General features: G+C 72.1%; 26 protein-coding genes and 1 riboswitch. Of the genes, 6 read left to right on the top strand and 20 right to left on the bottom strand.

Translation table 11 applies throughout. From position 1 onward, the window contains the following. Positions 1–176: 176 nt before the first annotated feature. Positions 177–635, top strand: a complete 459-nt coding sequence (locus tag AB852_RS34445; RefSeq protein ID WP_073794715.1) for an ATP-binding protein — start codon at positions 177–179, stop codon at positions 633–635. Between the two features lie 78 nt (positions 636–713). Here AB852_RS34445 and AB852_RS34440 read toward each other — a convergent pair whose 3' ends face one another. From AB852_RS34440 to AB852_RS34425, 4 genes are all read right to left on the bottom strand, one after another. Then, a complete protein-coding gene (locus AB852_RS34440) occupies positions 714–1,271 on the bottom strand; it encodes a DUF6328 family protein (protein ID WP_073794712.1) in 558 nt (185 codons plus the stop codon). 286 nt (positions 1,272–1,557) lie between these two features. After that, positions 1,558–2,031: a C40 family peptidase gene (locus tag AB852_RS34435; protein WP_073794709.1), complete on the bottom strand. Its 474-nt coding sequence runs from the start codon at positions 2,029–2,031 to the stop codon at positions 1,558–1,560. 3 nt (positions 2,032–2,034) lie between these two features. Next, positions 2,035–2,207: riboswitch (cyclic di-AMP (ydaO/yuaA leader) on the bottom strand. 324 nt (positions 2,208–2,531) lie between these two features. Continuing rightward, entirely contained in the window at positions 2,532–2,834 is a 303-nt protein-coding gene (locus tag AB852_RS34430; RefSeq protein ID WP_073794706.1) for a hypothetical protein, read from the bottom strand. A gap of 6 nt (positions 2,835–2,840) precedes the next feature. After that, complete coding sequence (locus AB852_RS34425) at positions 2,841–3,479, bottom strand: ATP-dependent Clp protease proteolytic subunit (RefSeq protein WP_073794704.1); 639 nt, start codon at positions 3,477–3,479, stop codon at positions 2,841–2,843. A 59-nt stretch (positions 3,480–3,538) separates the two neighbouring features. Between AB852_RS34425 and AB852_RS34420 the strand changes: the two genes are divergently transcribed. The 3 genes from AB852_RS34420 (at position 3,539) to AB852_RS34410 (ending at position 7,128) form a co-directional block, all read left to right on the top strand. Next, complete coding sequence (locus tag AB852_RS34420; protein ID WP_073794702.1) at positions 3,539–3,817, top strand: type II toxin-antitoxin system Phd/YefM family antitoxin; 279 nt, start codon at positions 3,539–3,541, stop codon at positions 3,815–3,817. Positions 3,818–4,255: 438 nt separating this feature from the next. Further along, positions 4,256–4,894 carry a LysE family translocator gene (locus AB852_RS34415; RefSeq protein ID WP_073794698.1) on the top strand — a complete coding sequence of 213 codons (639 nt, stop codon included), beginning with the start codon at positions 4,256–4,258 and terminating at the stop codon, positions 4,892–4,894. A gap of 668 nt (positions 4,895–5,562) precedes the next feature. After that, positions 5,563–7,128, top strand: coding sequence for an alpha/beta hydrolase (locus tag AB852_RS34410; protein WP_178391203.1), 1,566 nt, complete (start codon positions 5,563–5,565; stop codon positions 7,126–7,128). A 184-nt stretch (positions 7,129–7,312) separates the two neighbouring features. Here AB852_RS34410 and AB852_RS34405 read toward each other — a convergent pair whose 3' ends face one another. From AB852_RS34405 to AB852_RS34375, 8 genes are all read right to left on the bottom strand, one after another. Next, positions 7,313–7,996: a lysophospholipid acyltransferase family protein gene (locus AB852_RS34405; protein ID WP_073794692.1), complete on the bottom strand. Its 684-nt coding sequence runs from the start codon at positions 7,994–7,996 to the stop codon at positions 7,313–7,315. A gap of 390 nt (positions 7,997–8,386) precedes the next feature. Next, on the bottom strand, positions 8,387–9,622 hold the full coding sequence (locus AB852_RS34400; RefSeq protein WP_073794689.1) for an MFS transporter: 1,236 nt from the start codon (positions 9,620–9,622) through the stop codon (positions 8,387–8,389). Positions 9,623–9,822: 200 nt separating this feature from the next. Further along, positions 9,823–10,650, bottom strand: a complete 828-nt coding sequence (locus tag AB852_RS34395) for an arylamine N-acetyltransferase family protein (protein WP_073794686.1) — start codon at positions 10,648–10,650, stop codon at positions 9,823–9,825. A 46-nt stretch (positions 10,651–10,696) separates the two neighbouring features. Next, complete coding sequence (locus tag AB852_RS40120) at positions 10,697–10,870, bottom strand: hypothetical protein (RefSeq protein ID WP_178391187.1); 174 nt, start codon at positions 10,868–10,870, stop codon at positions 10,697–10,699. 141 nt (positions 10,871–11,011) lie between these two features. After that, on the bottom strand, positions 11,012–11,962 hold the full coding sequence (locus tag AB852_RS34390; protein WP_073794683.1) for a cytochrome c oxidase assembly protein: 951 nt from the start codon (positions 11,960–11,962) through the stop codon (positions 11,012–11,014). Between the two features lie 126 nt (positions 11,963–12,088). Then, positions 12,089–13,114: a 6-phosphofructokinase gene (locus tag AB852_RS34385; RefSeq protein ID WP_073794681.1), complete on the bottom strand. Its 1,026-nt coding sequence runs from the start codon at positions 13,112–13,114 to the stop codon at positions 12,089–12,091. 210 nt (positions 13,115–13,324) lie between these two features. Then, complete coding sequence (locus AB852_RS34380) at positions 13,325–14,053, bottom strand: type 1 glutamine amidotransferase (RefSeq protein WP_073794678.1); 729 nt, start codon at positions 14,051–14,053, stop codon at positions 13,325–13,327. A 69-nt stretch (positions 14,054–14,122) separates the two neighbouring features. After that, on the bottom strand, positions 14,123–15,361 hold the full coding sequence (locus AB852_RS34375; protein ID WP_073794675.1) for a MurT ligase domain-containing protein: 1,239 nt from the start codon (positions 15,359–15,361) through the stop codon (positions 14,123–14,125). 138 nt (positions 15,362–15,499) lie between these two features. Here AB852_RS34375 and def point away from each other — a divergent pair, with 138 nt between their 5' ends. Then, the gene (def, locus tag AB852_RS34370) at positions 15,500–16,039 is read left to right on the top strand and encodes a peptide deformylase (RefSeq protein WP_073794673.1); all 540 of its coding nucleotides are present in this window, start codon (positions 15,500–15,502) and stop codon (positions 16,037–16,039) included. A 265-nt stretch (positions 16,040–16,304) separates the two neighbouring features. Here def and AB852_RS34365 read toward each other — a convergent pair whose 3' ends face one another. After that, positions 16,305–16,949 carry a TetR/AcrR family transcriptional regulator gene (locus AB852_RS34365; protein WP_073794670.1) on the bottom strand — a complete coding sequence of 215 codons (645 nt, stop codon included), beginning with the start codon at positions 16,947–16,949 and terminating at the stop codon, positions 16,305–16,307. Between the two features lie 208 nt (positions 16,950–17,157). Here AB852_RS34365 and AB852_RS34360 point away from each other — a divergent pair, with 208 nt between their 5' ends. Further along, positions 17,158–18,384, top strand: a complete 1,227-nt coding sequence (locus AB852_RS34360) for an acyl-CoA dehydrogenase family protein (RefSeq protein WP_073794667.1) — start codon at positions 17,158–17,160, stop codon at positions 18,382–18,384. A 92-nt stretch (positions 18,385–18,476) separates the two neighbouring features. Here the strand turns inward: AB852_RS34360 and AB852_RS34355 are convergent, their stop codons facing one another. The 7 genes from AB852_RS34355 to AB852_RS34325 all read right to left on the bottom strand — a co-directional run bounded on the left by AB852_RS34355 (position 18,477) and on the right by AB852_RS34325 (position 25,982). Continuing rightward, positions 18,477–19,049, bottom strand: coding sequence for a cupin domain-containing protein (locus AB852_RS34355; RefSeq protein ID WP_073794664.1), 573 nt, complete (start codon positions 19,047–19,049; stop codon positions 18,477–18,479). A gap of 19 nt (positions 19,050–19,068) precedes the next feature. Further along, positions 19,069–20,283, bottom strand: coding sequence for a cytochrome P450 (locus AB852_RS34350; protein ID WP_073794661.1), 1,215 nt, complete (start codon positions 20,281–20,283; stop codon positions 19,069–19,071). A gap of 202 nt (positions 20,284–20,485) precedes the next feature. After that, positions 20,486–21,595, bottom strand: coding sequence for a type III polyketide synthase (locus AB852_RS34345; RefSeq protein WP_073794658.1), 1,110 nt, complete (start codon positions 21,593–21,595; stop codon positions 20,486–20,488). Positions 21,596–21,912: 317 nt separating this feature from the next. Then, positions 21,913–22,152, bottom strand: a complete 240-nt coding sequence (locus tag AB852_RS34340) for a DUF6213 family protein (RefSeq protein ID WP_073794655.1) — start codon at positions 22,150–22,152, stop codon at positions 21,913–21,915. A gap of 95 nt (positions 22,153–22,247) precedes the next feature. Further along, entirely contained in the window at positions 22,248–23,639 is a 1,392-nt protein-coding gene (locus tag AB852_RS34335) for an NADP-dependent succinic semialdehyde dehydrogenase (protein WP_073794653.1), read from the bottom strand. A 197-nt stretch (positions 23,640–23,836) separates the two neighbouring features. Then, positions 23,837–24,304 carry an NUDIX hydrolase gene (locus AB852_RS34330; protein ID WP_073794650.1) on the bottom strand — a complete coding sequence of 156 codons (468 nt, stop codon included), beginning with the start codon at positions 24,302–24,304 and terminating at the stop codon, positions 23,837–23,839. Between the two features lie 82 nt (positions 24,305–24,386). Further along, a complete protein-coding gene (locus tag AB852_RS34325) occupies positions 24,387–25,982 on the bottom strand; it encodes an ATP-dependent DNA ligase (RefSeq protein WP_073794647.1) in 1,596 nt (531 codons plus the stop codon). Positions 25,983–26,026: the final 44 nt, after the last annotated feature.

Below are 26,026 nucleotides of genomic sequence, written 5' to 3'. Positions count from 1 at the left end.
TGCGGCCGTGGCAGAGTTCACCGCTTCGAGCGACAGATATATGCACATCCTCGTGGATCGGTACGCGCGGGCGCCGCTCAGATGGCAGGCTTTGCCGCAGCACCAATCCGGGACCGCCCGCGAACCATCCGCCTCACGCCGGAGTCCGGTCCCGGTGGGAAAGGGACGACGTCGCCATGGCCGACCACCAGGAAGCATCCGTGACCCTGCCGAGCGAACCCGCCTCGGTCTCCGTGGCCCGCGCGTATGTGACGGACGTCCTCGCGGAATGGGGGCTGCCCGCCGACACGGACATGACCGACACGGTGCGGCTCATCGTGTCGGAGCTCGCCACCAACGCGGTCCAGCACACGCTCGGCCAGTCACCGACGTTCACCGTGGACGTGGAGCTGGTGCGGGACGAGCAGCTGCGGGTGGGTGTCACCGACAGCCATCCGCGCTATCCCAAGCGGCTGCCCGCCGCCGTGCAGCAGGACAACGGCCGGGGGATGGTCATCATCCGCTCGCTCGCCGTCGAGTACGGCGGCCGGCTCTCCGTCAGCCCCACCGCCGAGGGCGGCAAGACGGTCTGGATCGCCCTGCCCTTCCAGCGCGGGCGATGTCTGTCGAGCGCGGACCGGCCGGCCCAGCGCTGACGGCCCGGCGCGCGGCGCCCGTGGTGTCCTCGCGCCGGCCGGGCGGGTGGTCGGCCGGGCGGGTGGTCGGCGGGCCGGTCAGGACGGCTCGCCGCCGTCATCGGTTCCGGCCGGAGGTCCGGTCCGGTCCGTGGCCTCCCTGGTGGCCACGACCCGCTGGACATGCCAGGGCAGGGCGACCCACAGAGCCGCGCACACCAGCAGGGTGGCGCCGCCCGCGACGAGCCCGCCGGTCCGCCCCACCGCGACATCCACGGCGAGCAGCACCGCACCGGACAGGGCGAGGCACAGCACGCCGAGGCCCAGTTCCGTGAGCCGGGAGGACACCCGGACGATGTCGCTCTTCACGCCCTGATGGAACAGATACCGGTGGATCGCGGCGGGCGCCGTGAACAGCGCCGCGGCCAGCACCGACAGACACAGGGCCACCACGTAGGTGACCCGCTGCACGCGGTCGAGGTCGGGGAAGCGGGGGGTGAAGGCGAGGGTCAGCAGGAAGGCGAAGAGGATCTGCACCCCGGTCTGGGTGACCCTCAGCTCCTGGAGGAGTTCGCCGAAGTTCCGGTCGGCCCGCTGGACCGGGGTCTCCGTCCGAGGATCACCGGTCCGGCCGGGGCGTGTCGGGTCAGCAGGCATGGGACATGGGTATCCCGCGCCGCGTTTCCTACGCCTGGCCGACCGCCCGCACAGCCGTGCGGGCGTGAGCCCTTCGGCGCGGCGGGTCCCGTCGGCACGGTGGTGCGGGCCCGTGCCGGTCCCCTGGGGCCCCAGGGGACCGCTCGTGGTGCGGGGACGGCCGACCGGAGGCCGTACGGGCGGTACGGGCCCGAGGGCGGCGGGGAACGGCCGCGGTCCGTTCCCCGCCCGCCTCAGTGGGCCCGCGCGGCGGTCGTCGTCCGCGCCGCCGTCAGAGGTCCATGGGTCACCGCACCCGGCCGTACTTGACGCTCTTGGTCCAGATCTTCGAGAGCCGGACCACGTCACCGGTCTTCGGGGAGTGCCACATCTTGCCGCCACCCGCGTAGATGCCGACGTGGTAGACGTTCCGGCCCGAGTAGAAGAAGACCAGGTCGCCCTTGCTGCGGTTGCCCGCCTTCACACGCTTGGTCTTGTTGTACTGGCCGGCGGCCGTGCGGGGCAGCGTCTTGCCGGCCTTCTTGAACGAGTACAGCGTGAGCCCTGAGCAGTCGAAGCGGCTCGGGCCGGTGGCTCCGTACCGGTAGGGGGCGCCCTTCTTGGAGGCGGCCACCTTGAGCGCCTTGGCCCCCGGTGCCGCGGCGGACGCCTCGGAGGCGGCGCCGGGGGCGACGATACCGCCGCCGACGGCGACGAGCGTGAGAGCCGAGGCCGTGGTGGCCCTCGTCAGCAGCGACGGAACACGATTCAGCGCGGTCATGCGAAACCCTTCGTCAGCCGCCTGTGAAGGATGACCTGTCGGGTTCGGGCAGGCGAAGATGCCCGGCCGCTCGCGCGGCTTCACCCCAAGGGCCGTCCGGATCTCTCCGGCGGCCCGTCGTACCTGGGTCCTCCACTCCTGCCGATGCACTTCTGTCGACCTGGCGTCCGGGCAGCGGCAGGACTCGGCGTCCGCCCGGACCGCCCCGCCGTTGTGGCGGGGGCTTGTCGTCGGAAGGGATCTTCACGCATGGATGTCGGAAAAACCGAACGTTACCGCTGGTTTGTGAGTCTCCTCACCACGGACCCGTTCGGGTGGACAGCCCCCAGGTCGAACACCTCGGCAGACGGCCGACGACGTCTGTACCAGCGGCGGAACGCATAATTCTGGCTGCCGGACAGACGATTCGCGCAAGTTGGACCCCCTCGAATGTCTACCCCTGGCTACGCTGTTCGGTGGTACCCCGTTCGGGCCGTTTCGGAGCGGCCCCGGACGTCGGGTCAGGTGCCGTCCGGAGGGACCCCGACGCGCGCCGACCGTCGTACGCCGTCCAGGGTGCGCAGCGCGCGGGCCAGCGTGTCGGTGTGCAGCTCGCTCTCGCCGCGCCGGTGCATCAGCGCCAGCGCGTCCCGGAGCGCGGCGGCCGTCGCGGCGAGCGCCTGGGCGGCGCGCAGAGCGCTGTAGGTGTCACCGGCGCGCGCCGGGTTGATCCGCCCCAGCAGTACGGCGGCCTCCAGATAGCGGTCGATCAGCTCGCCCTCGGCCCGGGTGAGCGCGGGCAGCGGCGGCAGATCCGGCAGCATCGGGGGCTACCGGATGCCCGGTGCCGTGCGCGTGGCCTTGCGGCTCGGCACGATCCGGTCGACCAGCCCGTACGCCAGCGCCTGGGGCGCGTCGAGGAAGTGGTCGCGCTCGATGTCCGCCGCGACCCGCTCCCGGCTCTGCCCGGTGTGCCGGACGAGCAGCTCCTCCAGCAGGTCACGGGTCCGCTGGAGCTCACGCGCCTGGATCGCGAGATCGTCGGCCTGGCCCTGGAGCGGCTCCGGGAAAGCCGGCTGATGGATCATCACCCGGGCGCCGGGCAGGGCCAGCCGTTTGCCGGGGGTGCCGGCGGCGAGCAGGACGGCCGCGGCGGAGGCCGCCTGGCCGAGGCAGATCGTCTCCACGTCGCAGGTGACGAACCGCATCGTGTCGTAGATCGCGGTCATGGCGGCGAACGAGCCGCCGGGCGAGTTGATGTAGAGCGAGATGTCCCGGTCGGGGGCCGCGTGCTCCAGATACATGAACTGCGCCGCCACATCGTTCGCCGAGGTGTCGTCGACGGGTGTGCCGAGGAAGACGATCCGTTCCGCCAGCAGCTTCGCGTACGGGTCCAGGGTGCGGGGGCCGGTCGAGGTGCGTTCGGTGAACTGCGGCAGGACATGGCGGGCCGTCGGCTGCACGGGCATGAGTGGGCGCCTCCTCTGTAAAAAATGTACAGGACGTACGTGCCGTTAAGATGGGGAGCATGGCCCATGAGATTCCGGTGACGCAAGCACGAGCCGAGCTCGCCGATCTGATCAACCGCGTGGTGTACGGCGGTGAGACGGTCGTCCTGACCCGGCACGGCAAGCCGCTCGTCGCCCTGGTGTCAGCCGGTGACCTGCAAAAACTCGAAGCGCTCCAGGAATCACCGGACGAACACACCGTCAGTTCCGTGTCCTCGCTCGTGCCCTTGGCGTCCGCTCCCCGCGAACGTCAGCGGTTCGGGATCACGGCGGAGCACCGGGGCCCGGACGCCCGCTAGCGCGTCCGAGCGCCCCCGCGCAACCCCCTGCACGCCCCGGCGTGCGGGCGGCGCATACCGGATCGGTCACGCCCCGGGAGCAGCGGGAGCGCACCGCGTTCGAACCTTCCGGTCGTCGAAAGCAGACCGTGCGGTCGGTTTCCGCTCCGCATGGCGCCGCGGTCGCCACCTCGGGCGGGCACTGAGGCCGGCGCGGCGGCCCCCGCTCGGAGGGCCGCCCCGAGCCCCCGCCCCCGGCCGAAGGCCCGCGCCCCGCTTCCCGGTGACCGCCGTACGGACCGCCGACGGACCGCCGTACCGACTGTCGTACGGACCGCCGCGTGCGCCGCCGGACGTACGCCGCGTGAGCCGCTGTGCGGACCGACGCCTGAGCCGCCGCGCGAACCACCAGGCGTAAAGGGCTGGAGAGTCGGGACCCGGGAGTGCTGGAATGCGCCCATGGTGTCTCTGGACCGATTGCTCGCCTTCGCGGCCATGTCCTTCCTCCTCATCGTCGTCCCGGGCCCCAGCGTCCTGTTCGTCGTCGGCCGGGCCCTCTCGCAGGGCCGCCGCGCCGCGCTGACGACGGTCGTGGGGAACACGCTCGGCGCCTATGTCCTCGTCGTGGCCGTGGCGCTGGGAGTCGGGGCGATCGTCGAACGCTCCGTCCTCGTCTTCACCGTCATCAAGCTGGTGGGCGCGGCCTACCTCATCCACCTCGGGATCAAGGCGGTGCGCCGACGAGGGGTGATGCCCCTGGCGGCGGACGGTGACGCGCCACCGGCCAGCGGGTCGCGCACCCTCTGGGAGGGATTCGCGGTCGGGGTCGCCAACCCCAAGACGATCGTGTTCTTCGCCGCCGTGCTCCCTCAGTTCGTCGACCACGGGAGGGGACAGGTGGTCGCCCAGATGCTGTTGCTCGGGCTGGTGTTCAACGCCATCGCCGTCGTCTGCGACAGCGTGTGGGGACTCGCCGCGGCCACCGCGCGGAACTGGTTCGCCCGGTCGCCGAAGCGGTACGCCGCCGTCGGCGGGGTCGGTGGCTTCACGATGATCGGCCTCGGGGTCACCGTCGCCGCGACCGGCCGCGCGGACTGACCCGGTACGCGGTCCCCGGCGCCGTGCCGCCTTTCGGCAGCCCTTCCTGGCCCCGCCCGGCCCGGACCGGCCGATCGGCGGGGAAAGGAAACAGCCGCCGCGCCCTGATCCGGGAGCGGGGCGCGCGACATCGCGGGTGATTTCACCATCGGTGCCTCTTGCAACCGTACGGCGCCGAATTCCGCCCGGCAGTCGCCGAGTTCCGTCGGACACCGCTCGGTGGACGAACTCCAGGCATATGCGCACCGCACACCCCCGGTACCCGATACCGGCCAATTCCGGTGCCGCCGGGGAATTGCGTGCCACGCGGATGTCGACCGATGCTGAGTACCCGCGAATCCGGTGCCTCCGAATGACCTCCGCCCGGAGAATTCGCCCGCCGCCCGCCGGCCCCGGCCGCTTCCGGCCGCTCCCGCTGCCCCGAGCGGCCCGCCCCGCACGCCCCCCGTCCGGCGGATGCCACCCACTGCCGACTCGCCCACACCCGCGTACCGCTCACGGAACGCGGGTTGCCGGTTATCGGATTGGTAAAGAACCCCGACCCTGCCTGTTGTCAGGGACCCCACAGACGACAGGATCACGCTGACTCATTCGAATCGGCGTACGGGAGGTCCCACTTGAGACGGACACGGGTGAGGCGGGTGACCGCGCTCGGCTCCGCGGGCACCATGATCGCGGCGACCCTCATAGCAGGCGCGCTGGCCGCGCCCGCGGCCAGCGCGCACGGCGACCGTGACCTGGGCCGTGACCAGGTCCGTGGTCAGGAACGGGAGCAGATAGGCGCGTCCATCGCCGCGGCCCGCGCCAAGAAGGCCGGGATCGACTGGAAGGACTGTCCCGCCGACTGGGGGCTCGCCAAGCCCATCCAGTGCGGCTGGGTGACCGTACCGCTGGACTACGCCAAGCCGTTCGGCAAGACGATCGAGCTCGCCGTCGACCGGATCGGCCACACCGGCACCCCCGAGGAGCGCCAGGGCGCCCTCGTCTACAACCCCGGCGGTCCCGGCGGCTCGGGTCTGCGCTTCCCCGCCCGGGTCACCAGCAAGAACCCGCTGTGGGTGAAGACCTCGAAGGCCTACGACTTCGTCGGCTTCGACCCGCGCGGTGTCGGTCACTCCGCGCCCATCTCCTGCATCGACCCGCAGGAGTTCGTCAAGGCGCCCAAGCTGGACCCGGTCCCCGACAGCGAGGCCGACAAGCGCGCCCAGCGCAAGCTCGCCGCCGAGTACGCGGACGGCTGCGCCGAACGCAGCGGCGAGATGCTGCCGCACATGACCACCCCGAACACGGCCCGCGACCTGGACGTCATCCGCGCCGCGCTCGGCGAGGAGAAGCTGAACTTCCTCGGGGTCTCCTACGGCACCTACCTCGGCGCCGTGTACGGCACGCTCTTCCCGGACCATGTCCGGCGCCTGGTCGCCGACAGCGTCGTCAACCCGTCCCGCGAGAAGATCTGGTACCAGGCCAACCTCGACCAGGACGTGGCCTTCCAGATGCGCTGGGACGACTGGACGTCCTGGGTCGCCAAGAACGACGCCGCCTTCCACCTCGGCACCACCCGTGCCGCGGTCGAGGAGCGGTGGCGCGAGCTCCGCGCCGCCGCGAAGAAGAACCCCATCGGCGGGGTCGTCGGCCCGGCCGAGCTGATCGGCTTCTTCCAGGGCGCCCCGTACTACGACTCCCGCTGGGTGCCGGTCGCCCGGGTGTGGAGCCAGTACGCCGCCGGGAACACCCAGGCGCTGGTGGACGCCGCCGGTCCCGATATGACGGACATCGCGGGCAACGCCTCCTCCGAGAACGGCAACGCCGTCTACACCGCGGTGGAGTGCGCCGACGCCAAGTGGCCCCGCGACTGGCGGACCTGGGACCGGGACAACACCCGGCTCCACCGGGACTACCCGTTCCTCACCTGGTCCAACGCGTGGATGAACCTCCCCTGCTCCACCTGGAAGTCGAAGCAGCACACCCCCGTCGAGGTGAAGACGCGCAAGGGTCTGCCGCCGGTGCTGATCGTCCAGGCCGACCGGGACGCGGCCACGCCGTACGCGGGCGCGCTCGAACTGCACAAGCGGTTCAAGGGCTCCCGGCTGATCGTCGAGAAGGGCGCCGGGTCGCACGGTGTCACCGGGGCGGTCAACCCGTGTGTGAACGACCGTGTCGACACGTACCTCCTGACCGGCAAGGTCGACAGCAAGAATGTGACGTGCGCGCCGCGCGCCACTCCCAAGCCCTGACCCGCGGTACCGGCCCCCGCGCGGGGGCCGGACAGCGCTGAGGGAGCACGAAGGGGGTCCGGGCAACTGCCCGGACCCCCTTCCGCGTGACCATGTGCCGATCAGCGCCGGACGGCAGCCTGCGGTGCGACAGCGCGCCCGCCGAGGTGTCCCGCCGCCTCCCGGCGTCCGCCCGGCCGTCCGCTCAGCGGGAGGTCTCCTCCGCCTTGACCTCCGCCGCGTAACGGTCCACGTACTCCTGGCCGGAGAGTTCCAGGATGGCGTACATGATCTCGTCGGTGACGGCCCGCAGGATCGACTTCTCGTTCTCCAGTCCCTCGTAGCGGGAGAACTCCAGCGGCGCGCCGAACCGGATGCGCACCGGATGCAGCCGGGGCAGCACCTGGCCGGGGGGCTGTGCCTCGAACGTGCCGATCATCGCGCACGGGATCACGGGCACACCCGCCTTCAGGGCCATCGCGGCGACCCCGACCTTGCCCTTGTAGAGCCTGCCGTCGTGCGAGCGCGTCCCCTCGGGGTAGATACCGAGCAACTCCCCCTGGGAGAGCACCCCGAGCCCTTCCCGGATCGCCGCCTGCCCGGCCTCCTTGCCGGAGCGGTCCACCGGGATCTGGCCCGCGCTGCGGAAGAACGCCGCGGTGAGCCGTCCTCTCAGTCCCGGCCCGGTGAAGTACTCCGCCTTGGCCAGGAAGGTGATGCGCCGCCGCAGGATGGCGGGCATCAGGAAGTGGTCCGCGAAGGACAGATGGTTTCCCGCGATGATCGCGGCGCCCGTCTCCGGCACCCGCTCCAGCCCCTCGATCCGGGGGCGGAAGAGGAGCCGCAGCAGCGGTCCCAGCAGCACGTGCTTGAGGACGTAATAGAACATGGGGTGCATCCCGCCTGTACCAGAGGACCTAGTGCCTCGCATTCTCGCAGTTCAGGGGGTGGTCGGGAGGGGCGTCCGCAGGTGTCGTGGTGTTCCGGTCGCCGCTCCCCGCGGCCGGACCCCGTGCCGGTCCGGCGCGGCAGCCCGTAGAGCGGCTGTGTCGCGCCGGGCACGAAGGCGGAACCGTGATGGTGGACGGGGTCCATGGTGGTGACGACGAGCCGTCCCGGGGTGGAGACCCTGCCCTCCCCGGACCCCGGAACGACTCCGGAACGACTCCGGAACGCTCGGGACCCGCTGCTCCGCCCGACTCCGCCCACCTGCGCACGCCTCAGCGCCCGGCGCTCCCCGCAACTCCCCGCAACTCCACGCGGCCCGGGCCGCGTCGGGTCAGCGTCCCCGGTCGGTCGGCGCGCCGGACGGGTGGGCGGTCGCGGCGCGGTGCGCCCCGGTGGCCGCGACGGCTCCGACGGTCGCGGCCAGGACGGCGACGGCCGCCGCGAAGACCAGTCCCGCCGTGCGCAGATCGGTGAGTTCGGAGAGCACTCCGACACCGACGGCCGGTACGGCGAGCATGCAGTACAGCCCGGCGAAGAAGGACGAGGAGACCTCGCCCCGGCGCGCCGGTTCGACCTGCCCGACCGTGGTCGCGATCCCGGCGTTCAGGCACAGCCCGCCGGCGACCCCCAGCACCACCGGGGCGGTGAGCAGCGCGCCGAGCGAGGTGGCCGCCAGCGCCAGCGCGAGGACGCCCGCGGCGAGCACCAGGCCCGCGCAGCCGATCGGGAGGGCCGTCGCCGGGCGCAGCCGCCGGGCGAGCAGCTGGCCCACCGCCATGCCCGCGAAGGCGAGGCAGACGACGAGTCCGGCGAGGGTGTGGCTGCGCAGCCCCAGCGAGTGTTCGAGGAACAGCGCGCTCACGGCGGTGAGCACCCCGGTCACGGCGAACGCGGTACCGGCGGAGAGCACCGCCAGGGTGAACGCCCCGCGCACGGCCGCGGGCACATGGAGCCGGTGCGGCCGTACCCGCGGCCGGCCGTGCGGGCCGGGCGCCGGGGTGAAGGCCCACAGCCCGGCGAGGGCGAGCACCGCGAGGACGGTCTGCGCCACGTAGGGGACGACCAGGGGCGCGGGCGCGGTGTCGGCGATCACCCCGCTGAGCAGCGTGCCGAGCGCGAGGCCACCGGTGTTCGCGGCGATCGCCACGGTCCCGGCGGTGACCTTGCGGTCGGCCGGGAACAGATCGATGACCGCGGCCGTACCGGCGCCGCTCATCAGCCCGGCCCCCAGCCCCGACAGGACCCGGGCCACGACGAGCCCGGGCAGTGTCGGCGGCAGCAGGAACAGCAGGGCGCTGGCCAGGGCGAGTCCCACGGCGAGCAGCAGTACGGGACGGCGCCCCAGATCGTCCGACAGCCGTCCGAACAGCAGCAGGGTGACGACGACACCGAACGCGTAGACGGCGAACAGCACCGTGACGGTGAGATCGTCGAAACCGAGCTCGGTGGCGTAGATCGCGTACAGGGGGGTGGGCAGGGTGGTTCCCATCATGGTGACGAGGAACGCGAGCACGGTGGCGCCGATCGCCCATCCGCCGTGCGTCCGGTCGCCCGACCCTGCCGTCATACGCACCGCCTCCGGCGTGGGCCGTCGCGGCCCGCTGGGCCCCTCGGCGAGCATAACGCCATCGAGACGGCCCGTCTCGCGGTGACGGGCGCCCGGGGGCCCACGCCCGGGGTCCCACGCGTGGCCGACCGAGCTCCGGCGCGGGCCCTGTGGTCCGCACGGTTCCCCGCGCCCCTCCGGGCCACCCCGCCCCCGCCCGGTCAGGGCAGCTTCGTCCCCTCGGGCAGCTCGATCCCGAAATCGTCCGCCAGGACCGTCAGCAGTTCCTCGTCCGCCACCTGGACGACCCTCCGCTCCCGGCCGTCCGCGAACTTCTCGGTCAGCTCCCTCCCGGCGAGCCGCAGATGCCGGTCGTCAAACGTCCGCTGGACATGCACCGCCCGGCTGAACGGCGACCGGGGGTTCGTCGCGACATGCCAGTTGGCCACGTCGAAGTCCGTCTGCTCGAACGGCTCCTCCGTGAAGCTGTACTGCCCGTCCCAGTCGGCCGTCTCCGGCGCGCCCACCTCCCGCGCCTGGAGCAGCCAGGTGGCCAGCGGCCCGGTCCGCTCCGGCTGGACCAGCCGGTGCCGCCGCCCGTCCGCCCCGACGGTGACGGTGCCGACGACCAGCGGCACGGCCTCCAGCAGCCCGCCCTCGGACCCGAAGCCCACGTCCGCGAGATACCGCCCGGGCTCGTCGGGCACCTCCACGAGCAGCGTCATATGCGTCCGGGGCCGGATCGCGCCGGGCCGCGCCCCCTGGACGACCCGCGCGGCGAGACCCGTCACCGAGAAGCCGAGTGCCCGCAGCACCGCGGCGAAGAGGGTGTTCTGTTCGTAGCAGTAGCCGCCGCGCCGTGAGCGGACCAGCTTCGTCTGTATGTCGGCGAGATCGATGGACGGCGCCGAGACCAGCACCGGTTCCAGGTTCTCGAAGGGGATGCCGCGCACATGTGCCCGGTTCAGTGCCCGCAGGGTGTCGGCGGTCGGCGCCCGGCTGCCCGTCCAGCCGATCCGGTCGAAGTACGCGTCGAGATCAAGTTCCATACGAAGACGGTAGACGCCCTGGCCGTACGGGTCAGGCGTTCGGTGATCAACTGTCGCGGGCCACGACCATACCGACGGTGATCAGCCCCACCAGCACCCAGCCGAACCACAGCCAGCCGTTGCTGCCGAGCGCCACCGAGTACGCCGACACGGCCACCAGCGTCCCGACGGTGAGCATTCCCATGGTTCTGGTCGATCCGGGAGTCGATCCGGGCATCATGGCACCCTCCTCGCGGCCGCCCGGACAACGCTGCCCAAGGCCATGGCCATGGGTCCATAGTCACCCGGAGGGCCTGCCCGGCGCCAGGCGGTACGCACACCGTATGTACCGCCCCGCGTTTCCCGGCCGCCCCGGGAGCGGTCAGCGGCCCCGGGCGTTCAGCGAGGCGAGATAGGCGTTGTAGGCCGCCAGCTCCTTGTCGCCGTCCCGGTCGGCGGCCCGGTCCTGGCGGCGGGCCTGGCGCTGGTCGGAGGCGTACCACTGGAACACCAGCGCGATCAGCACCAGCACCGAGGGCACCTCGCTGAACGCCCAGGCGATACCCCCGGCCGCCGTCTGGTCGGCGAGGGCGTCGATCCCCAGCGACTCCGGCGGATTCTGGTACGGGCCGATCATCGGGGTGCTCGCCATCATCAGCGCGATGCCGAAGAACGCGTGGAACGGCATCCCCGCGAACAGCTCCAGCATCCGCATCACGTACCCCGGCCGGTGCGGACCCGGGTCCACCCCCATGATCGGCCAGAAGAACACCAGACCCGTCGCGAGGAAGTGCACCATCATCGCGAGATGCCCCGGCTTCGACTCCATCAGGAACTCGAACAGGGGGGTGAAGTACAGCCCGTACAGGCTCGCGATGAACAGCGGGATGGTGAACCCCGGGTGGGTGATCACCTTCAGATAGCGGCTGTGCAGCAGCATCAGCAGCAGCTCACGCGGCCCCTTGCTGCCACGGGCCGCCACCGGCAGGGCCCGCAGCGCGAGCGTGATCGGCGCGCCCAGCAGCAGCATGATCGGGGACAGCATGCTGATCACCATGTGCTGCACCATGTGCACGCTGAACATGACCATGCCGTAGTCGTTGAGCTTGGTGCACATCACCAGCACCACCGACAGCACACCCAGCACGAACGACACGGTCCGGCCCACCGGCCACTTGTCGCCGCGCCGCACCAGCCGGGTCACTCCCCAGCCGTACAGGGCGAGCGCGAGCAGCGAGCCGGTCAGGAAGAACAGGTCGGGCGACCATTCGAGCCCCCGCCCCAGCGTGAACGGCGGCAGGTCCATGGACATGCCGTGGCCGTTGTGATCCATCCGCCGGCTCCTGTTTCGTACTGGTTCGCTGCGTCTGTCCGCACCAGACTAGAACCGCCCCCGCCCGCGGCTGCGAGCGGGGGCGGCCCGGACGGCGAAAGTGTCACCCGCCGACGCGGCGACCGGTCACAGGACGACCCCGGCCTCGGTGTAGCGCTCCTCGGGGACCGTCTTCAGCGTCTCCACGGCCGACGCCAGCGGCACCATCACGATGTCCGTGCCCCGCAGCGCCGTCATCTGCCCGAACTCACCCCGGTGCGCCGCCTCCACCGCGTGCCAGCCGAAACGGGTCGCCAGCACCCTGTCGTACGCCGTCGGGGTACCGCCGCGCTGCACATGGCCGAGGATCACCGGCCGGGCCTCCTTGCCGAGACGGTGCTCCAGCTCCACCGACAGCTGACGGGCGATGCCCGCGAACCGCTCGTGCCCGTACATGTCCTTGCCGCCCTCGTCGAACTCCATGGAGCCCTCGCGCGGCTTGGCGCCCTCCGCGGCGACCACGATCGCGAACTTCTTGCCCGCCGCGAACCGCTCCCCGACCCGCGCCGCGAGCTCCGCCACATCGAACGGGCGCTCCGGCACCACGACCGCGTGGGCCCCGGCCGCCATTCCCGAGTGCAGCGCGATCCAGCCCGTGTGACGGCCCATGACCTCCACGATCAGCACCCGCTGATGGGACTCGGCGGTCGTCTTCAGCCGGTCCAGGGCCTCGGTCGCCACACCCACGGCGGTGTCGAAACCGAACGTCACATCCGTGGCGGCGATGTCGTTGTCTATGGTCTTCGGCACACCGACGATCGGCAGCCCGCTGTCCGACAGCAGCTTGGCCGCCTTCAGGGTGCCCTCACCGCCGATGGGGATGATCGCGTCGAGACCCAGATCGGCGACATGGCCCTTGGCCCGCTCCACCCCGTCCCGCAGATGCGCGGGCTGGACCCGGGAGGAGCCGAGGATGGTGCCGCCCCGCGCGAGGATGCCGCCCACCGCGTCGAGGTCGAGCTTGCGGTAGTCGCACTCCAGCAGGCCCCGCCAGCCGTCGTTGAAGCCGACGACCTCGTCACCGTGGTCGACGACGGCGCGGTGGACGACCGACCGGATCACCGCGTTCAGACCGGGGCAGTCACCGCCGGAGGTGAGGACACCAAGACGCATGGCTCGGAATACCTTTGCAACGTGGACGTGCGACCGGACCACGCCGTCCGGTGGGACGCCGCCACCCTACCGGCGCACCGCACGTCAGCCGAACCGCACGTCCGACTGCTGGACAGGCCCGCACACCTGAGCGCGGACCCCTTCAGAAGGGGTCCGCGCTCAGGTGTGCCGGACGGCCCGGCCATGGCCGGACCAGGAGCGGGCGGCGGATCAGGCGGGCTGCTGCGCCGCGCCGATCCGCTCGTTGCGCAGGGCCTCGTACCAGCGGTCGTCCGTCGGCGGCAGCGCGTTCACGTCCAGCGCCAGCTTCAGCAGCAGATCCGCGATCAGCGGGTTACGGGCGAGCACCGGGCCGTGCATGTAGGTCCCGAACACGGTGTCGCTGTAGGCGCCCTCCGTACCGTCCCCCGAGCCGTTGCCCCGGCCGAGCCGCACCCGCGCCAGCGGCCGGGCCGTCGGACCGAGATACGTCACACCCTGGTGGTTCTCGAAACCGGTCAGCGGCGGCAGGCCGAGGCGCGGGTCGATGTCGCCGAGGACATCGCCGACGCACCGCTCGCCCTCGCCGCGCACCGTCTTCACATCGAGCAGCCCGAGCCCCGGCTGACGCTGCCCGAGGTCGTTGATGAACTCATGGCCGAGGATCTGGTACCCCGCGCAGACCGCGAAGACGATCGCGCCGTTCTCCACGGCCCGGGGCAGTCCGCCGTCCCGGCCCAGCCGCTCGGCCGCGAGCCGCTGCGGACGGTCCTCGCCGCCGCCGATCAGATAGATGTCACCCGAGGTCGGGATCGGCTGGTCGCTGCGGACGTCGATCCGGGTGACGTCGAGCCGCCGCTGGCGGGCCCGGCGCTCCACGACCAGGGCGTTGCCCTGGTCGCCGTAGGTGCTGAGCAGGTCCGGGTAGATCCACACCAGACGCAGACTGCTGTCGCTCATCCTTGAAGTCCTAGGGTCGAAGGCCCGTGTGCCGGGCGGGCGTACGGGTGCGCGGGCCGGGGCGGCCCGTCAGTTGCCGATCCGGCGGCGCAGGTCCTGGAACGCGGTGTAGTTCGCGATGGCCTCGATCCGGCCGGGCGGCGCGAGCTGCACCGCCTGGTCGACCGTGTCGCACACCTGGAAGTTCTGGCCCGCGACCTCCAGCCGCACCGCGAGGTCCAGCTTGCGGTCACCGATCACGAAGATCGGGTGCCCGCCGAGCTGGGTGTAGTCCACGTCCCACAGCCACGAGGTGTCGGTGCCGTCGGCGCCGCGCGCGTTCACGGAGAGGATCACCGGGGTCGGCGGCGGGTCGATCAGCGAGAACGTCTCCAGCCAGCCGGCCGGGTTCTTCGCCAGCAGCAGCCGCAGGTCCCGGCCCATGAACTGGACCACGTCGTAGCGGCCGGCGACCGCCTGCACCTGGTACATACGCTCCAGCGCGACCTGGGGCGGCACCCCGAACACGGCGGCGACCGCCGCGGAGCTCGCCGCGTTCGCCTTGTTCGCGCGGCCCGGGAGCTGGAGGTGGATCGGCCAGGCCGAGCCGTGCGGGTCGAGGACGTAGTCGCCCTGGAGCGCCCAGCTCGGCGCGGGACGGCGGAAGCCGCAGTCGCCGCAGTACCAGTCGTCGCCGGGGCGCTGCATCACACCGCCGCACGACGGGCAGGACCAGGCGTCGTCCTTCCACATCTGTCCCGCCGCCACCCAGATGACGTTCGGCGACGACGACGCGGCCCAGACGACCAGCGGGTCGTCGGCGTTCGCGATCACCACGGCCTTGGACCCGGCGAGGCCCTCCCGCCAGTGCTCGGCGAGCATCCGGGTCTCCGCCGCGCGGTCCAGCTGGTCGCGCGAGAGATTGAGCAGCGCGATCGCCTTCGGCTCCACGTCACGGGCCACTCCGGCGAGATACTTCTCGTCGACCTCGATCACGCCGAAGCGGGCGTCGGAGCCGCCCGCGAGCGCCGAGGTGATCCCGGCGGGCATGTTCGCGCCGAGCGCGTTCGACACCACCGGGCCGGCCGCCCGCAGCGCCTCCGCGATGAGCCGGGTCGTCGTCGTCTTGCCGTTGGTGGCCGAGACCAGCACCACGTCCAGATGGGTCGCGAGCCGCCCCAGCAACTCCGGGTCGAGTTTGAGCGCCACCCGGCCGCCGATCACCGATCCACTGCCACGGCCGGCCGCGCGGGAGACCGCCGCGGCCGCCTTGCCCGCCGTCACGGCCAGCTTGGCTCGTGGCGACAGCGGGTCCGGGTTTGCTGCCATCGTTCTGCGTCCTCCTTGCGGTACGGCGCCGCGCCTGCCCCGGCATCGATAGCCCTCAGCCTATCGAGATCCGGTCAGGTGCCCGAACCGCGGCACCGTCGCGGAACGGGCGGGTTCAGTGAACGTACCCTTACCGGCATGCGACAAAGCACCATCCCGGGCGCCTCCGGGCGCGTTCGGCCCCTTGTCCTGCACGGCGATCCGGGCTTGCGGACCCCCGGCGCCGAGGTCACCGAGTTCGGGCCCGCGCTGGAACGGCTGATCGAGGACATGTTCGCCACGATGTACGCCGCCCGGGGGGTGGGCCTCGCGGCGCACCAGGTCGGCGAGGCGCTGCGGGTGTTCGTCCACGACTGCCCCGACGACGAGGATCTGCGCCATCTCGGATATGTCGTCAATCCGCGGCTCGTGCTCACCGACGGGGTGGTGATCCGCGGTCCGGAGGGCTGTCTGTCGCTGCCGGGTCTGGAGGCGGGTACGGAGCGCTTCGACCACGCGGTGGTGGAGGGTGTGGACATGCGCGGTGAGCCCGTCCGGGTCGACGGCACCGGGTTCTTCGCCCGCTGCCTCCAGCACGAGAGCGACCATCTGGACGGCTGTCTGTACCCGGACCGGGTCACCGGTCTGCGTGCCCGCCGACTCCGTCGGGCCATCGCCCGCGCCCCCTGGACCCCCTGACCACCACCGACCGCCGCGCCCCGGCTCCCGACCGTCCGGCCTCCGGCTGTCCGGCCTCGGACCGCCCGGCTCCCGACCGTCCGGGCCTCCGACCACCGCGTGCCCCCGACCTGCCTGACCGCGACCGGGGTGGTCGGCCACCGGGCGGTGAGCGGGGCCCTAGCGGGGAAATGGGCTCGCGCGGTGAGAGGGGCCCGCGCCGGGAACAGGACCCTGGCGGTGAGCGCGGGCCGGACGGAGAAGGGGGCCCGAGCGAGGACGGGGGTCAGAACCCCGGTCCGCCCACCCGGTCGCCCGCGGCGGCCAGCCTGCCCCAGAGCAGATCCGCGAGGATACGCACCAGCTCCGCCCGGTCGCAGGGCCGTTCGCCCAGCCACCAGTCGCCCGCCGCGTACATCATCCCGACGATCCCGTGCCCCCAGACCCGGGACACCCGCTCTCCGTCGGGTCCGAGGTCCAGCCGCTCCTCGATGACCCGGGCCAGCTCCTCCCCGAGCCGGCGCAGCAGCGGCGCGGAGTGCCGGCCCACGTCGAACTCCGTGTCCCCGGGCGCCCCGCCCTCCGCCGGGTGCATCAGGAACCGGTACACCTGCGGCCGGGCCTCGATCGCCGACAGATAGGTGTCGAGCGTCGCCTCGACCCGCTCACGCCGCTCGGCGGGCGCGTCGAGCGCCGCCCGCAGGGAGACGAGCAGGGCGTCGGTGTGCCGCTGGGCGAGCGCGGCGTACAGCCCGCCCTTGTCACCGAAGTGGCGGTAGAGGATCGGTTTGGTGATCCCCGCCTCGGCGGCGATCGCGTTCATCGAGGCACCCGGACCGTCCCTCAGGACCACCCGGTCCGCGGCTTCGAGCAGTTCACGCCGACGCCGGTCGGCCGGTTTCTGCTGATCGCCCCGTTGTGTGGTGTCCATGGTCTGCCTCTCCCCACCCTGCTGGAAACCGATGACGCCAGCGAAAAGTAACACCCCCGGCCCCGCGTCCCCGGGGCACGCTACGCGCGGTGATACGGGGGCGGACGGGTGTTGACAGCTTCTACCACCCGGTAACAGACTTTCGTTACCGCAAGTAACACTTGCTGTTCGGATACACCCGCCGTTCGCGCACGTCGCTGGAGGAGTCATGGCCGGATTCACCATGGAGCTGAACGACGAGCAGCGGGAGGTCCGGGACTGGCTCCACGGCTTCGCCGCCGATGTCATCCGCCCCGCCGCCGCGGAGTGGGACGAACGCGAGGAGACACCGTGGCCGGTGATCCAGGAGGCCGCGAAGATCGGGATCTACTCCCTCGACTTCTACGCCCAGCAGTACTTCGACCCGACCGGCCTCGGCATACCGATGGCGATGGAGGAACTGTTCTGGGGCGACGCGGGCATCGCCCTGTCGATCGTCGGGACAGGTCTCGCGGCCGTCGGTGTCCTCGCCAACGGAACCGAGGAGCAGATCGGCACCTGGATACCCCAGATGTACGGCGACCCGGACGATGTGAAGGTGGCGGCGTTCTGCTCCTCCGAACCGGACGCGGGCTCGGACGTCTCCGCCATGCGCACCCGCGCCGTCCATGACCCGGCCAAGGACGAGTGGGTGCTGAACGGCACCAAGACCTGGGCGACCAACGGCGGTATCGCCGATGTCCATGTCGTGGTCGCGGTGGTCGACCCCGCCCTCGGCTCCAAGGGGCACGCGTCCTTCATCGTGCCGCCCGGTACCCCGGGACTGTCCCAGGGCCAGAAGTTCAAGAAGCACGGCATCCGCGCCTCCCACACCGCCGAGGTCGTCCTGGAGGACGTCCGGCTGCCCGGCTCCTGTCTGCTCGGCGGCAAGGAGAAGCTGGACGAACGGCTGGCCCGCGCCCGGGAGAAGGTTGCGGCGGGCGGCGAACGCCTCAAGAACGCGGCCATGGCCACCTTCGAGGCGTCCCGTCCCGCCGTCGGGGCGATGGCCGTCGGTACGGCCCGCGCCGCCTACGAGGTGGCCCTGGACTACGCCCGGACCCGCGAGCAGTTCGGCCGCCCGATCATCGACAACCAGGGCGTCGCCTTCCAGCTCGCCGATATGCGCACCAGCATCGACGCCGCCCGTCTCCTGGTCTGGCGTGCCTCCTGGATGGCCGCGAACGGCAGGCCGTTCACCTCCGCCGAGGGCTCCATGTCCAAGCTCTTCGCCAGCGAGACCGCGCGGAACGTCACCGCCCAGGCGATCCAGATCCTCGGCGGCAACGGCTACACCCGGGAGTACCCCGTGGAACGCATGCACCGCGACGCCGCCATCTACACCATCTTCGAGGGGACCAGCGAGATCCAGCGCCTCGTCATCGCCCGCACCCTCTCCGGCACCCCGATCCGCTGACCCCGGCAGCCGGACGGCGGAGCTGCGGAAACGTTCCCGCAACTCCGCCGTCCACCCCACCAGCCCCGCCGTGTGGCTGCGCTCCCCGCCGTTCACCGTCCCGGCGGGTCCTGCCGGCCGTGGCGCAGCGGGGTGAGCTGCTCGATGTCGTAACGGCCGCGCAGGGCCTCGATCGCCGCGTGGTCCGGGGTGCCGCCCGCCGAGAGGATCTCCAGCAGTTCGTCGAAGTAGCGTTCGTGGTCCGGCGGCGGCGACGCCTGGAAGAACATCTTGGCGGGGGAGTCCGTCGGGTTCGCGAACGCGTGCGGACAGCCCGGGGGGACGACGATCAGCGTGCCGGGGGTGGCCCGCACCACCCGGCTGCCCGACGACGACTCCCAGCGCTGCCAGCGGTCCGGGGTACGGACCCGGGGCTCGAAGGCGAGCACGTCCAGCTCGCCCTCCAGCACATAGAACAACTCCTCGCTGCGGGTGTGCACATGCGCCCCCACGTCGAAACCGGGCGGCACCAGGACCTCGAAGGTCGAAGCGGCCCGTGAGTGCTCCCCGGTCACCTTGAACGTCACGTCCTGCGCCGGGGTCCGTACCCGCTTGCCGTGTCCGGGGGGGACCAGCAGACCCTCGGTCGCGGGTCGCAGGCCCTCGGGCGGGAGCAGTGCGGTCATCGGGCCGCCCTCCGCCCCTTCACCAGCGCACCGGGAGGGCTTCCGGCCCCCGGATCAGCGCGCCCTTGCGCCAGGGGACCTCCTCCGGCGCCACCGCGAGCTCCAGCCCCGGCAGCCGCTCGGCCAGCGTCGACACCAGCAGCTCGGCCTCCATCTTCGCGAGGATGCCGCCCACGCAGTAGTGCGGGCCGTGGCCGAACGACACATGGGGGTTGGGGCTGCGGTCGAAGTCGACGCGGTCCGGGTCGGGGAACACGTCCGGATCACGGTTGGCCGCGAGATACGACACGTACACCGCGTCGCCCGCCCTGATCCGGACGCCGTGCACCTCCATGTCCTCCAGCGCGATCCGGGACAGGCCGACCGCGCTGCGGTGCGGGATGTAGCGGATCAGCTCGTCGATGGCCTGTGAACGGATCTCCGGCTCGGCGCGCAGCCGCTCCCACAGCGCGGGGCGGGTCAGCAGCAGATAGAACAGCTGCCCGCTGTTGTTGGTGACCGCCTCCCCGCCGATCTGGACGAGCACCGCGAGCCCGACGGCCTCCTCCTCGCTCAGCTCGCCGCGCCCCACCGCCGCCCCCAGCAGCCCGACGACGTCCTCGGTCGTGCTGTCGCGGCGGGAACGCACCAGTTCCGTGAAGTACGCCACCATCTCGTCCTTGGCCCGTTCGCTGACCTCGACGCCGTTCGACGACGACAGGATCAGCTGGGTCCAGGTGTGCATACGCTTGCGATCCGCGGCCGGTACGCCCATCAGCTCGCAGATCACGGCGATCGGGAACGGCGCGAGCACCCGCTCGGTGAGGTCCGCGGGCGGTCCGTCCCGCAGCAGTTCGTCCACCAGTTCGTCGAGGAGTTCCTGGGAGTGCTGCCGGATGCGCTGCACCCCGCGCGCGGTGAACGCCGCCGTCACCGCCCGCCGCAGCCGGGTGTGGTCCGGCGGGTCGGCGAAGCCCACGGCGCCCGCCACCGGGATGAAGTGCGGGGCGAGCCGGGTGACCTGTTTCTCCATCACCGCCGCACGGCTGAACCGGGGGTCGTTGGTCACGGCGCGGACATCGTCGTAGCGGGTCACCAGCCAGGCCCAGCCCTCCCCGTTGGGCAGCTGGATACGGGTGACCGGGCCCTCGCGCATCAGCTCCGCCAGCACCGGGTCGAAGTCCACCGCCGTCAGATCGAGGGCGGGCCAGAACCGCACGGGCGGCAGGGTGGTCGTGGTCGTCTCGTCGGTCATGGTGACGCCTTCGCCATCGGGGACGGTAGGACGGTGGGACACGGACGGGGACCGGGGGAGCCCGGCCGGGGCGGTACGGGGCCCGGCGCGCGGTGCGGCACGCCGGGCCTGCGGGACGGGACGGACCGGCGCCGGGTACCGGGCCGGTGTGCGGACGGGCGGCGCGGACGGATGCGCGGACCGGACGGGGGGCGCGCGGGCGTCAGTTGAGCGCCTGCGGGACCGCGTCCCGGGACCCGCGCAGCGCGGGTTCCAGCGGCTCGTCCGCGGCGACCCAGCGCCCGAGCGCCATCTCGGCGGTGATCCCGGGCCCGAAGCCCGCGAGCAGCCCCCGCGCCCGGTGCTCCGCGCCGCCCTCGTCGAAGAGCCTGCGCAGCGCGTCCAGCACCACCGCGCTCGCGATGTTGCCGTACTCGGTGAGCGTCGCCCGGCTGAAGCGGAACGCCTCCGGCGGGACCTTGAGGTACTTGCTCAGGTCGTCCAGGATGCGCGGTCCGCCCGCGTGGATGATGTAGAAGTCCAGGTCGGTGGCGTCCCAGCCATGGACATCGGCGAGCTGAATGAGCGCCGGGGCCAGCGGCTCCATGGTCGCGGGCACCCGCTTGTCGAGCAGGAAGTGGAACCCGGTCGCCCGTACGTCGTAGGCGATCCAGTCCTCGGTCTTCGGGATCAGGTACGAGCCGTTGCGCTCCAGCGCCACCCCCGTACCGCCCTTGCCCCGCACCACGGCGGCGGCGACCCCGTCACCGAAGAGCCCGTTGGACAGCAGCGAGCCGATCCCCAGGTCCGTGGGCTGGTAGCACAGCGAGCAGAACTCGCACGCCACGATCAGGGCGTTCGCGTCCGGGTAGGCCATGCAGAAGTCATGGGCCCGGTTGATGGCCGCGCCGCCCGCCGCGCAGCCGAGCTGGGCGATCGGTATCTGCCGGGTGTCGCTGGAGAACTCCATCTTGTTGATCAACCATGCGGTCAGCGACGGCATCATGAAGCCGGTGCACGACACGTAGATGATGACATCGATGTCGGCGGCCCGGAGGTCGGCGTCGTCCAGCGCGCGCCGCACCACCGCGGGCACCCGGGCCTTGGCCTCCGACTCGTACAGCTTGTTGCGGTCGGCGAAGCCCGGGTGCTTCAGGGTCTCCTCGATGGGCTGCACGATGTGCCGGGTCCTGACACCCGTGTTCCTGATCAGGCGCAGGGCCAGCGGCAGCTGGGGATGGTCGGCGTGGCGGCTGCTCGCCAGCGCCAGCGTGTCCTCCATGGTGATGACGTGCTCCGGAACGGATACAGCGGGTCTGCACAATGTCGCCATGAACGGTGCCTTCTCTCGACCCCCGGGCTGAAGGTGGTCCACCCACGATGACCCGGGGCGGCCCGGATATCGCGCCGGACTACTCCAGACCGGGGAGGCACCGCCCCCGCGCCCGGACCGCCCGGACCCCTCGGCGCGCCGCCGCTCCGGCCCGCCCCGCCGGGCCTGGCACGGCCCGCCGCCCGCGCGCCGCCGCCGACCGGTGTCCGCTCCGGCCCGTCGGCGGTGTCACCCGAACGGCTCAACCGATCCGCCTGGACCAGCACCGGACCCGGCACCGTCACGACGGGACGGTCGTGCTCACGGCGCCGTCGTGATCAGGGCGCCGTCGTCGCGGTCTGGTGCGCGATGCAGGCCACGTCGATCCGGTCGGCGAGCTTCGCCAGTTCGATGGTCAGCGTGGCCACCGTGTCCTCGTCGAGCCCGCGCCGCCCGTGCTCCACCAGATGGAGCCAGTGGCCCCCGATCCCGCGCAGCAGCTTGCTCACATCCTCGGCGGCCACATGCAGACTGCCGTGGCTGTCGATGATCACAGGGGGCACGACTTCCCGACCCACAGATTCCTCCCGGGGACGACGACGCTGTGGATCGTATCCGTCCACGGGCCGCGAACCCGGCCCTGCGGCTCCCCGTCATCCCGGGATTAGGCCGGTCAGGCGCCCTGCCACACGGTGGTGATGTTGCAGAACTCGTGCATGCCGTGCGCGGACAGCTCCCGCCCGTGGCCGGAGCGCTTGACGCCCCCGAAGGGGAACGCCGGATGCGACGCCGTCATCCCGTTGAAGAACACTCCACCGGCCGCCAGATCACGGGTGAACCGGGTGATCTCCGCCTCCTCCAGGGTCCACACGTTGGAGCTGAGCCCGAACGGCGTGTCGTTGGCCAGGGCGACCGCCTCGTCGAGGTCCGCGACCCGGTACAGCGTCGCCACCGGACCGAACGCCTCCTCGTGGTGGATACGCATGGCTTCGGTCACATCGGCGAGGACCGTCGGCTCGTAGTACCAGCCGTGGGGGAGGTCCGCCGGTCGCCGGCCGCCGCACATCACGGTCGCCCCGCTCTCCACGGCCTCGTCGACCAGTTCCTCCAGATCGGTGCGGCCCCGCTCGGTCGCCAGCGGGCCCACCTCCGTGTCCTCGTCCAGCGGGTCCCCCACCCGCAGCGCTCTCATGCCCTGGGTGAACCGGTCCGCGAACTCGTCGTACACGTCCTCGTGGACGATGAACCGTTTGGCCGCGATGCACGACTGGCCGTTGTTCTGCGTCCGGGCCGTGACCGCGACCCGTGCGGCGCGCTCCACGTCGGACGACGGCATCACCACGAACGGATCGCTGCCGCCCAGTTCCAGGACGGTCTTCTTGATCTCGTCCCCCGCGACGGCCGCGACCGCCCGCCCCGCCGGTTCACTGCCGGTGAGCGTCGCGGCGGCCACCCGGGGGTCCCGCAGCACGCCCTCCACCGCCCCGGAACCGATCAGCAGCGTCTGGAAGCAGCCCTCCGGATAGCCCGCCCGGCGGAACAGGTCCTCCAGGTAGAGCGCCGTCTGCGGCACGTTCGAGGCGTGCTTGAGCAGTCCCACGTTGCCCGCCATCAGCGCGGGCGCGGCGAATCGCACGACCTGCCACAGCGGGAAGTTCCACGGCATCACCGCGAGGACCACCCCGAGCGGCCGGAACACCACCCGCGCCGTCACACCCCCCGAGTCCTCCACATCGGCCGGGTCCGGGATCTCGTCCGAGAGCAGCGCGTCCCCGCGCTCGGCGTACCAGCGCATCGCCTTGGCGCATTTGGCGGCCTCGGCGCGGGCCTGCGTGACGGGTTTGCCCATCTCCACGGTCATCACCCGGGCGATCTCCGGCCGGTCGTGGTCCAGCAGGTCGGCGGCGCTGTGCAGCAGCCGGGCGCGCTCGTACAGGGGCAGCAGCCGGAAACTCTCGAACGCGGCCGCCGCGGCGGCGAGTTTGCGCTCCACACCGGGGCCGTCCAGTGCGTCGTAGGTGGCGACCTTCTCGCCGGTGGCCGGGTTCACCGTCGCGATGGGCATGGCTGAGACCTCCTGGTGCGCGGTCCCTACGACCATCACCCTCTGCGGGGACTGCCGCAACGCGATGTGGTGTGGACCGGTGGTACGTCGGGAATTGCCGTTACCCGGTGTGATGGTCGTTACACCTGGTGACGGTGAATTAGCGTGATGCCGCCATTCGGGCGGTGGCGCGATCGCATCGCTCGCGCACCACGATGTCAGCCCCCGAGACGCGTGGCCAGCCGGTCCAGGAACGGGGTCTGGCCCCGGACGATCGCCTCGCGCGCGGCACCGAGTCCGAACCAGGCGACACGGTCCAGCTCGGGGAAGGTACCGATCCGGCCGGACCGCGGCGGCCACTCCATGGTGAACGTGCCGGGGACCATCGACGCCGGGTCCAGATCGGCCTCGACGGCCCACACCGTCACGATCTTGCCACCGGGCTGGGTGTGTTCACCGAGCGGGATCGCCGCGCCCTGCGGCGGCGCGATCCCCAACTCCTCCTCGAACTCCCGACGGGCCGCGTCCCACGCCGACTCCGGCGGTACGTACTCACCCTTCGGCACGCCCCACGCGCCGACGTCCTTGCGCGCCCAGTAGGGCCCGCCCATATGCCCCAGCAGGACCTCCGGGCCACCGGAGCGCCGCTGGAACAGCAGCAGCCCCGCGCTGCGTTTGACCGTCATGGGCCCAAGTCTGTCCCTCCCTGGCCCGGTTCGTCCTCACGTACATCTGTGCCCCCGCTCCCCCCGGGCGACGATCACGAGGTCAGCCCCCGGGAGCGCCCCCGGAGTCCGGGCCGCCGCTCCGAGCGTGTCGCGCCGCGCCGACCGCGAGGACCGCGTCCAGCGTGTCGGCCCCCGCCGCGCTCTTGTCCTCCCGGTAGCGCACCACCCGCGCGAACCGCAGGGTGACGCCCGCCGGGTAACGGGTGGAGCGCTGGAGCCCGTCGAAGGCGATCTCGACCACCAGTTCCGGCCGGACCGTCACCACGAACCCGTCGTCACCGGTGGCGATCTCCCGCAGCCGCTCGGTCTGCCAGGCCAGCGTTTCGTCGGTGAGCCCTTTGAACGTCTTCCCCAGCATCACGAAGGAGCCGTCCGGGCCGCGGGCGCCCAGATGCAGGTTCGACAGCTTGCCGGTGCGCCGTCCATGACCCCACTCGGCGGCCAGCACCACCAGGTCCAGGGTGTGCACCGGCTTCACCTTCAGCCAGGACGCGCCCCGGCGGCCCGCGCTGTACGGCGCGCCGAGCCCCTTGACGACCACCCCCTCATGGCCGCGTTCCAACGTCCGCGCGAGGAACACCTCCGCCGTCTCCCGCGCCCCCGGGCCGTCCGCCGCGTCCACCACCGTCCGCCGCACCCGGGACACGGCGGGGACCAGCCGCGCCAGCTCCGGGTGCCGCTCGGACAGCGGCAGATCCAGCAACTCCCGGCCGTCGAGGGCCAGCAGATCGAAGAAGACGGGGGACAGCGGCACCGAACGCGCCGCCGACGGCACATCGAGACGGGCACCGACCCGTCCGGCCGTCTCCTGGAACGACCGGGGCCGCCCGTCGGCGCCCAGCGCGAGCACCTCACCGTCCAGGATGAACCGGTCACCCGGGAACTCCCTGACCAGGGCGACCAGTTCGGGGAGCCGGGCGGTGATCTCGTCCAGGGTGCGGGTGTACACCCGCACCTCGTCGCCGTCCCGGTGCACCTGTACCCGGATACCGTCCAGCTTCTCCTCCACCGCGCACGGCCCGCCGTCCGCGAGGGCGTCGACCGCCTCCGTCGCCGAGACCGCGCTCCGCGCGAGCATCGGCAGCACCGGCCGTCCCACCGTGAGCCGGAACGACGCCAGCGCGGCCGGCCCGTCGGCGAGCAGCGCCCGCCCCACCTCCGGGAGCGAACCGGAGAGCATGACCGCGCGCCGCACCGCGTCCGCCGGGGCTCCGGAAGCCGCCGCCAACGCCTCCACCGCGAGCGCGTCGAGCGCGCCCTGGCGTACCTCACCGGTCAGCAACCCGAGCAGGAACCGCTGCTCCTCCTCGGTCGCCGCGGCCATCAACCCCCCGACCAGCCGCGTCCGTTCGGCCCGCGTCCCGGCCCCGGACACCGCGGCGAGACCGGTCATCGTGGTGTCGACCGCGCGGACGGTGAGGGTCGGCACGGACGCGGGCGGCACCGGGTGACGCAGCACGCTCCAGCCGACGCCGATGCGCCCCTGGGGGAGCCGTCCGGCGAGGTACGCGATCACCACCGGTACGTCGTCCGGCGCGCTCCCCCGGAACAGTTCCGCGAGCAGCGCGGTCTTGCGGGAGCGCGCCGAGGTGGCGGCCACCTCCCGCGACACCCGGGCCAGCCGTTCGAACAGCATCCCCCCAGCCTCCGGCCCGCCCCCGGGGCGCGCAACCCACGCGG

The organism is Streptomyces uncialis (assembly GCF_001905345.1).
GTDB lineage: Bacteria > Actinomycetota > Actinomycetes > Streptomycetales > Streptomycetaceae > Streptomyces > Streptomyces uncialis.
The sequence above is the reverse complement of the archived record's forward strand: the minus strand, read 5'-3'. Positions and strand labels throughout refer to the sequence as shown.

What these genes read in the sequence shown, in the direction of transcription:
- AB852_RS34445 (WP_073794715.1), top strand. Translation starts at nt 177, where the DNA reads ATGGCCGACCACCAGGAAGCATCCGTGACCCTGCCGAGCGAACCCGCC.
- AB852_RS34440 (WP_073794712.1), bottom strand. Translation starts at nt 1,271, where the DNA reads ATGCCTGCTGACCCGACACGCCCCGGCCGGACCGGTGATCCTCGGACG.
- AB852_RS34435 (WP_073794709.1), bottom strand. Translation starts at nt 2,031, where the DNA reads ATGACCGCGCTGAATCGTGTTCCGTCGCTGCTGACGAGGGCCACCACG.
- AB852_RS34430 (WP_073794706.1), bottom strand. Translation starts at nt 2,834, where the DNA reads ATGCTGCCGGATCTGCCGCCGCTGCCCGCGCTCACCCGGGCCGAGGGC.
- AB852_RS34425 (WP_073794704.1), bottom strand. Translation starts at nt 3,479, where the DNA reads ATGCCCGTGCAGCCGACGGCCCGCCATGTCCTGCCGCAGTTCACCGAA.
- AB852_RS34420 (WP_073794702.1), top strand. Translation starts at nt 3,539, where the DNA reads ATGGCCCATGAGATTCCGGTGACGCAAGCACGAGCCGAGCTCGCCGAT.
- AB852_RS34415 (WP_073794698.1), top strand. Translation starts at nt 4,256, where the DNA reads ATGGTGTCTCTGGACCGATTGCTCGCCTTCGCGGCCATGTCCTTCCTC.
- AB852_RS34410 (WP_178391203.1), top strand. Translation starts at nt 5,563, where the DNA reads ATGATCGCGGCGACCCTCATAGCAGGCGCGCTGGCCGCGCCCGCGGCC.
- AB852_RS34405 (WP_073794692.1), bottom strand. Translation starts at nt 7,996, where the DNA reads ATGTTCTATTACGTCCTCAAGCACGTGCTGCTGGGACCGCTGCTGCGG.
- AB852_RS34400 (WP_073794689.1), bottom strand. Translation starts at nt 9,622, where the DNA reads ATGACGGCAGGGTCGGGCGACCGGACGCACGGCGGATGGGCGATCGGC.
- AB852_RS34395 (WP_073794686.1), bottom strand. Translation starts at nt 10,650, where the DNA reads ATGGAACTTGATCTCGACGCGTACTTCGACCGGATCGGCTGGACGGGC.
- AB852_RS40120 (WP_178391187.1), bottom strand. Translation starts at nt 10,870, where the DNA reads ATGATGCCCGGATCGACTCCCGGATCGACCAGAACCATGGGAATGCTC.
- AB852_RS34390 (WP_073794683.1), bottom strand. Translation starts at nt 11,962, where the DNA reads ATGGATCACAACGGCCACGGCATGTCCATGGACCTGCCGCCGTTCACG.
- AB852_RS34385 (WP_073794681.1), bottom strand. Translation starts at nt 13,114, where the DNA reads ATGCGTCTTGGTGTCCTCACCTCCGGCGGTGACTGCCCCGGTCTGAAC.
- AB852_RS34380 (WP_073794678.1), bottom strand. Translation starts at nt 14,053, where the DNA reads ATGAGCGACAGCAGTCTGCGTCTGGTGTGGATCTACCCGGACCTGCTC.
- AB852_RS34375 (WP_073794675.1), bottom strand. Translation starts at nt 15,361, where the DNA reads ATGGCAGCAAACCCGGACCCGCTGTCGCCACGAGCCAAGCTGGCCGTG.
- def (WP_073794673.1), top strand. Translation starts at nt 15,500, where the DNA reads ATGCGACAAAGCACCATCCCGGGCGCCTCCGGGCGCGTTCGGCCCCTT.
- AB852_RS34365 (WP_073794670.1), bottom strand. Translation starts at nt 16,949, where the DNA reads ATGGACACCACACAACGGGGCGATCAGCAGAAACCGGCCGACCGGCGT.
- AB852_RS34360 (WP_073794667.1), top strand. Translation starts at nt 17,158, where the DNA reads ATGGCCGGATTCACCATGGAGCTGAACGACGAGCAGCGGGAGGTCCGG.
- AB852_RS34355 (WP_073794664.1), bottom strand. Translation starts at nt 19,049, where the DNA reads ATGACCGCACTGCTCCCGCCCGAGGGCCTGCGACCCGCGACCGAGGGT.
- AB852_RS34350 (WP_073794661.1), bottom strand. Translation starts at nt 20,283, where the DNA reads ATGACCGACGAGACGACCACGACCACCCTGCCGCCCGTGCGGTTCTGG.
- AB852_RS34345 (WP_073794658.1), bottom strand. Translation starts at nt 21,595, where the DNA reads ATGGCGACATTGTGCAGACCCGCTGTATCCGTTCCGGAGCACGTCATC.
- AB852_RS34335 (WP_073794653.1), bottom strand. Translation starts at nt 23,639, where the DNA reads ATGCCCATCGCGACGGTGAACCCGGCCACCGGCGAGAAGGTCGCCACC.
- AB852_RS34330 (WP_073794650.1), bottom strand. Translation starts at nt 24,304, where the DNA reads ATGACGGTCAAACGCAGCGCGGGGCTGCTGCTGTTCCAGCGGCGCTCC.
- AB852_RS34325 (WP_073794647.1), bottom strand. Translation starts at nt 25,982, where the DNA reads ATGCTGTTCGAACGGCTGGCCCGGGTGTCGCGGGAGGTGGCCGCCACC.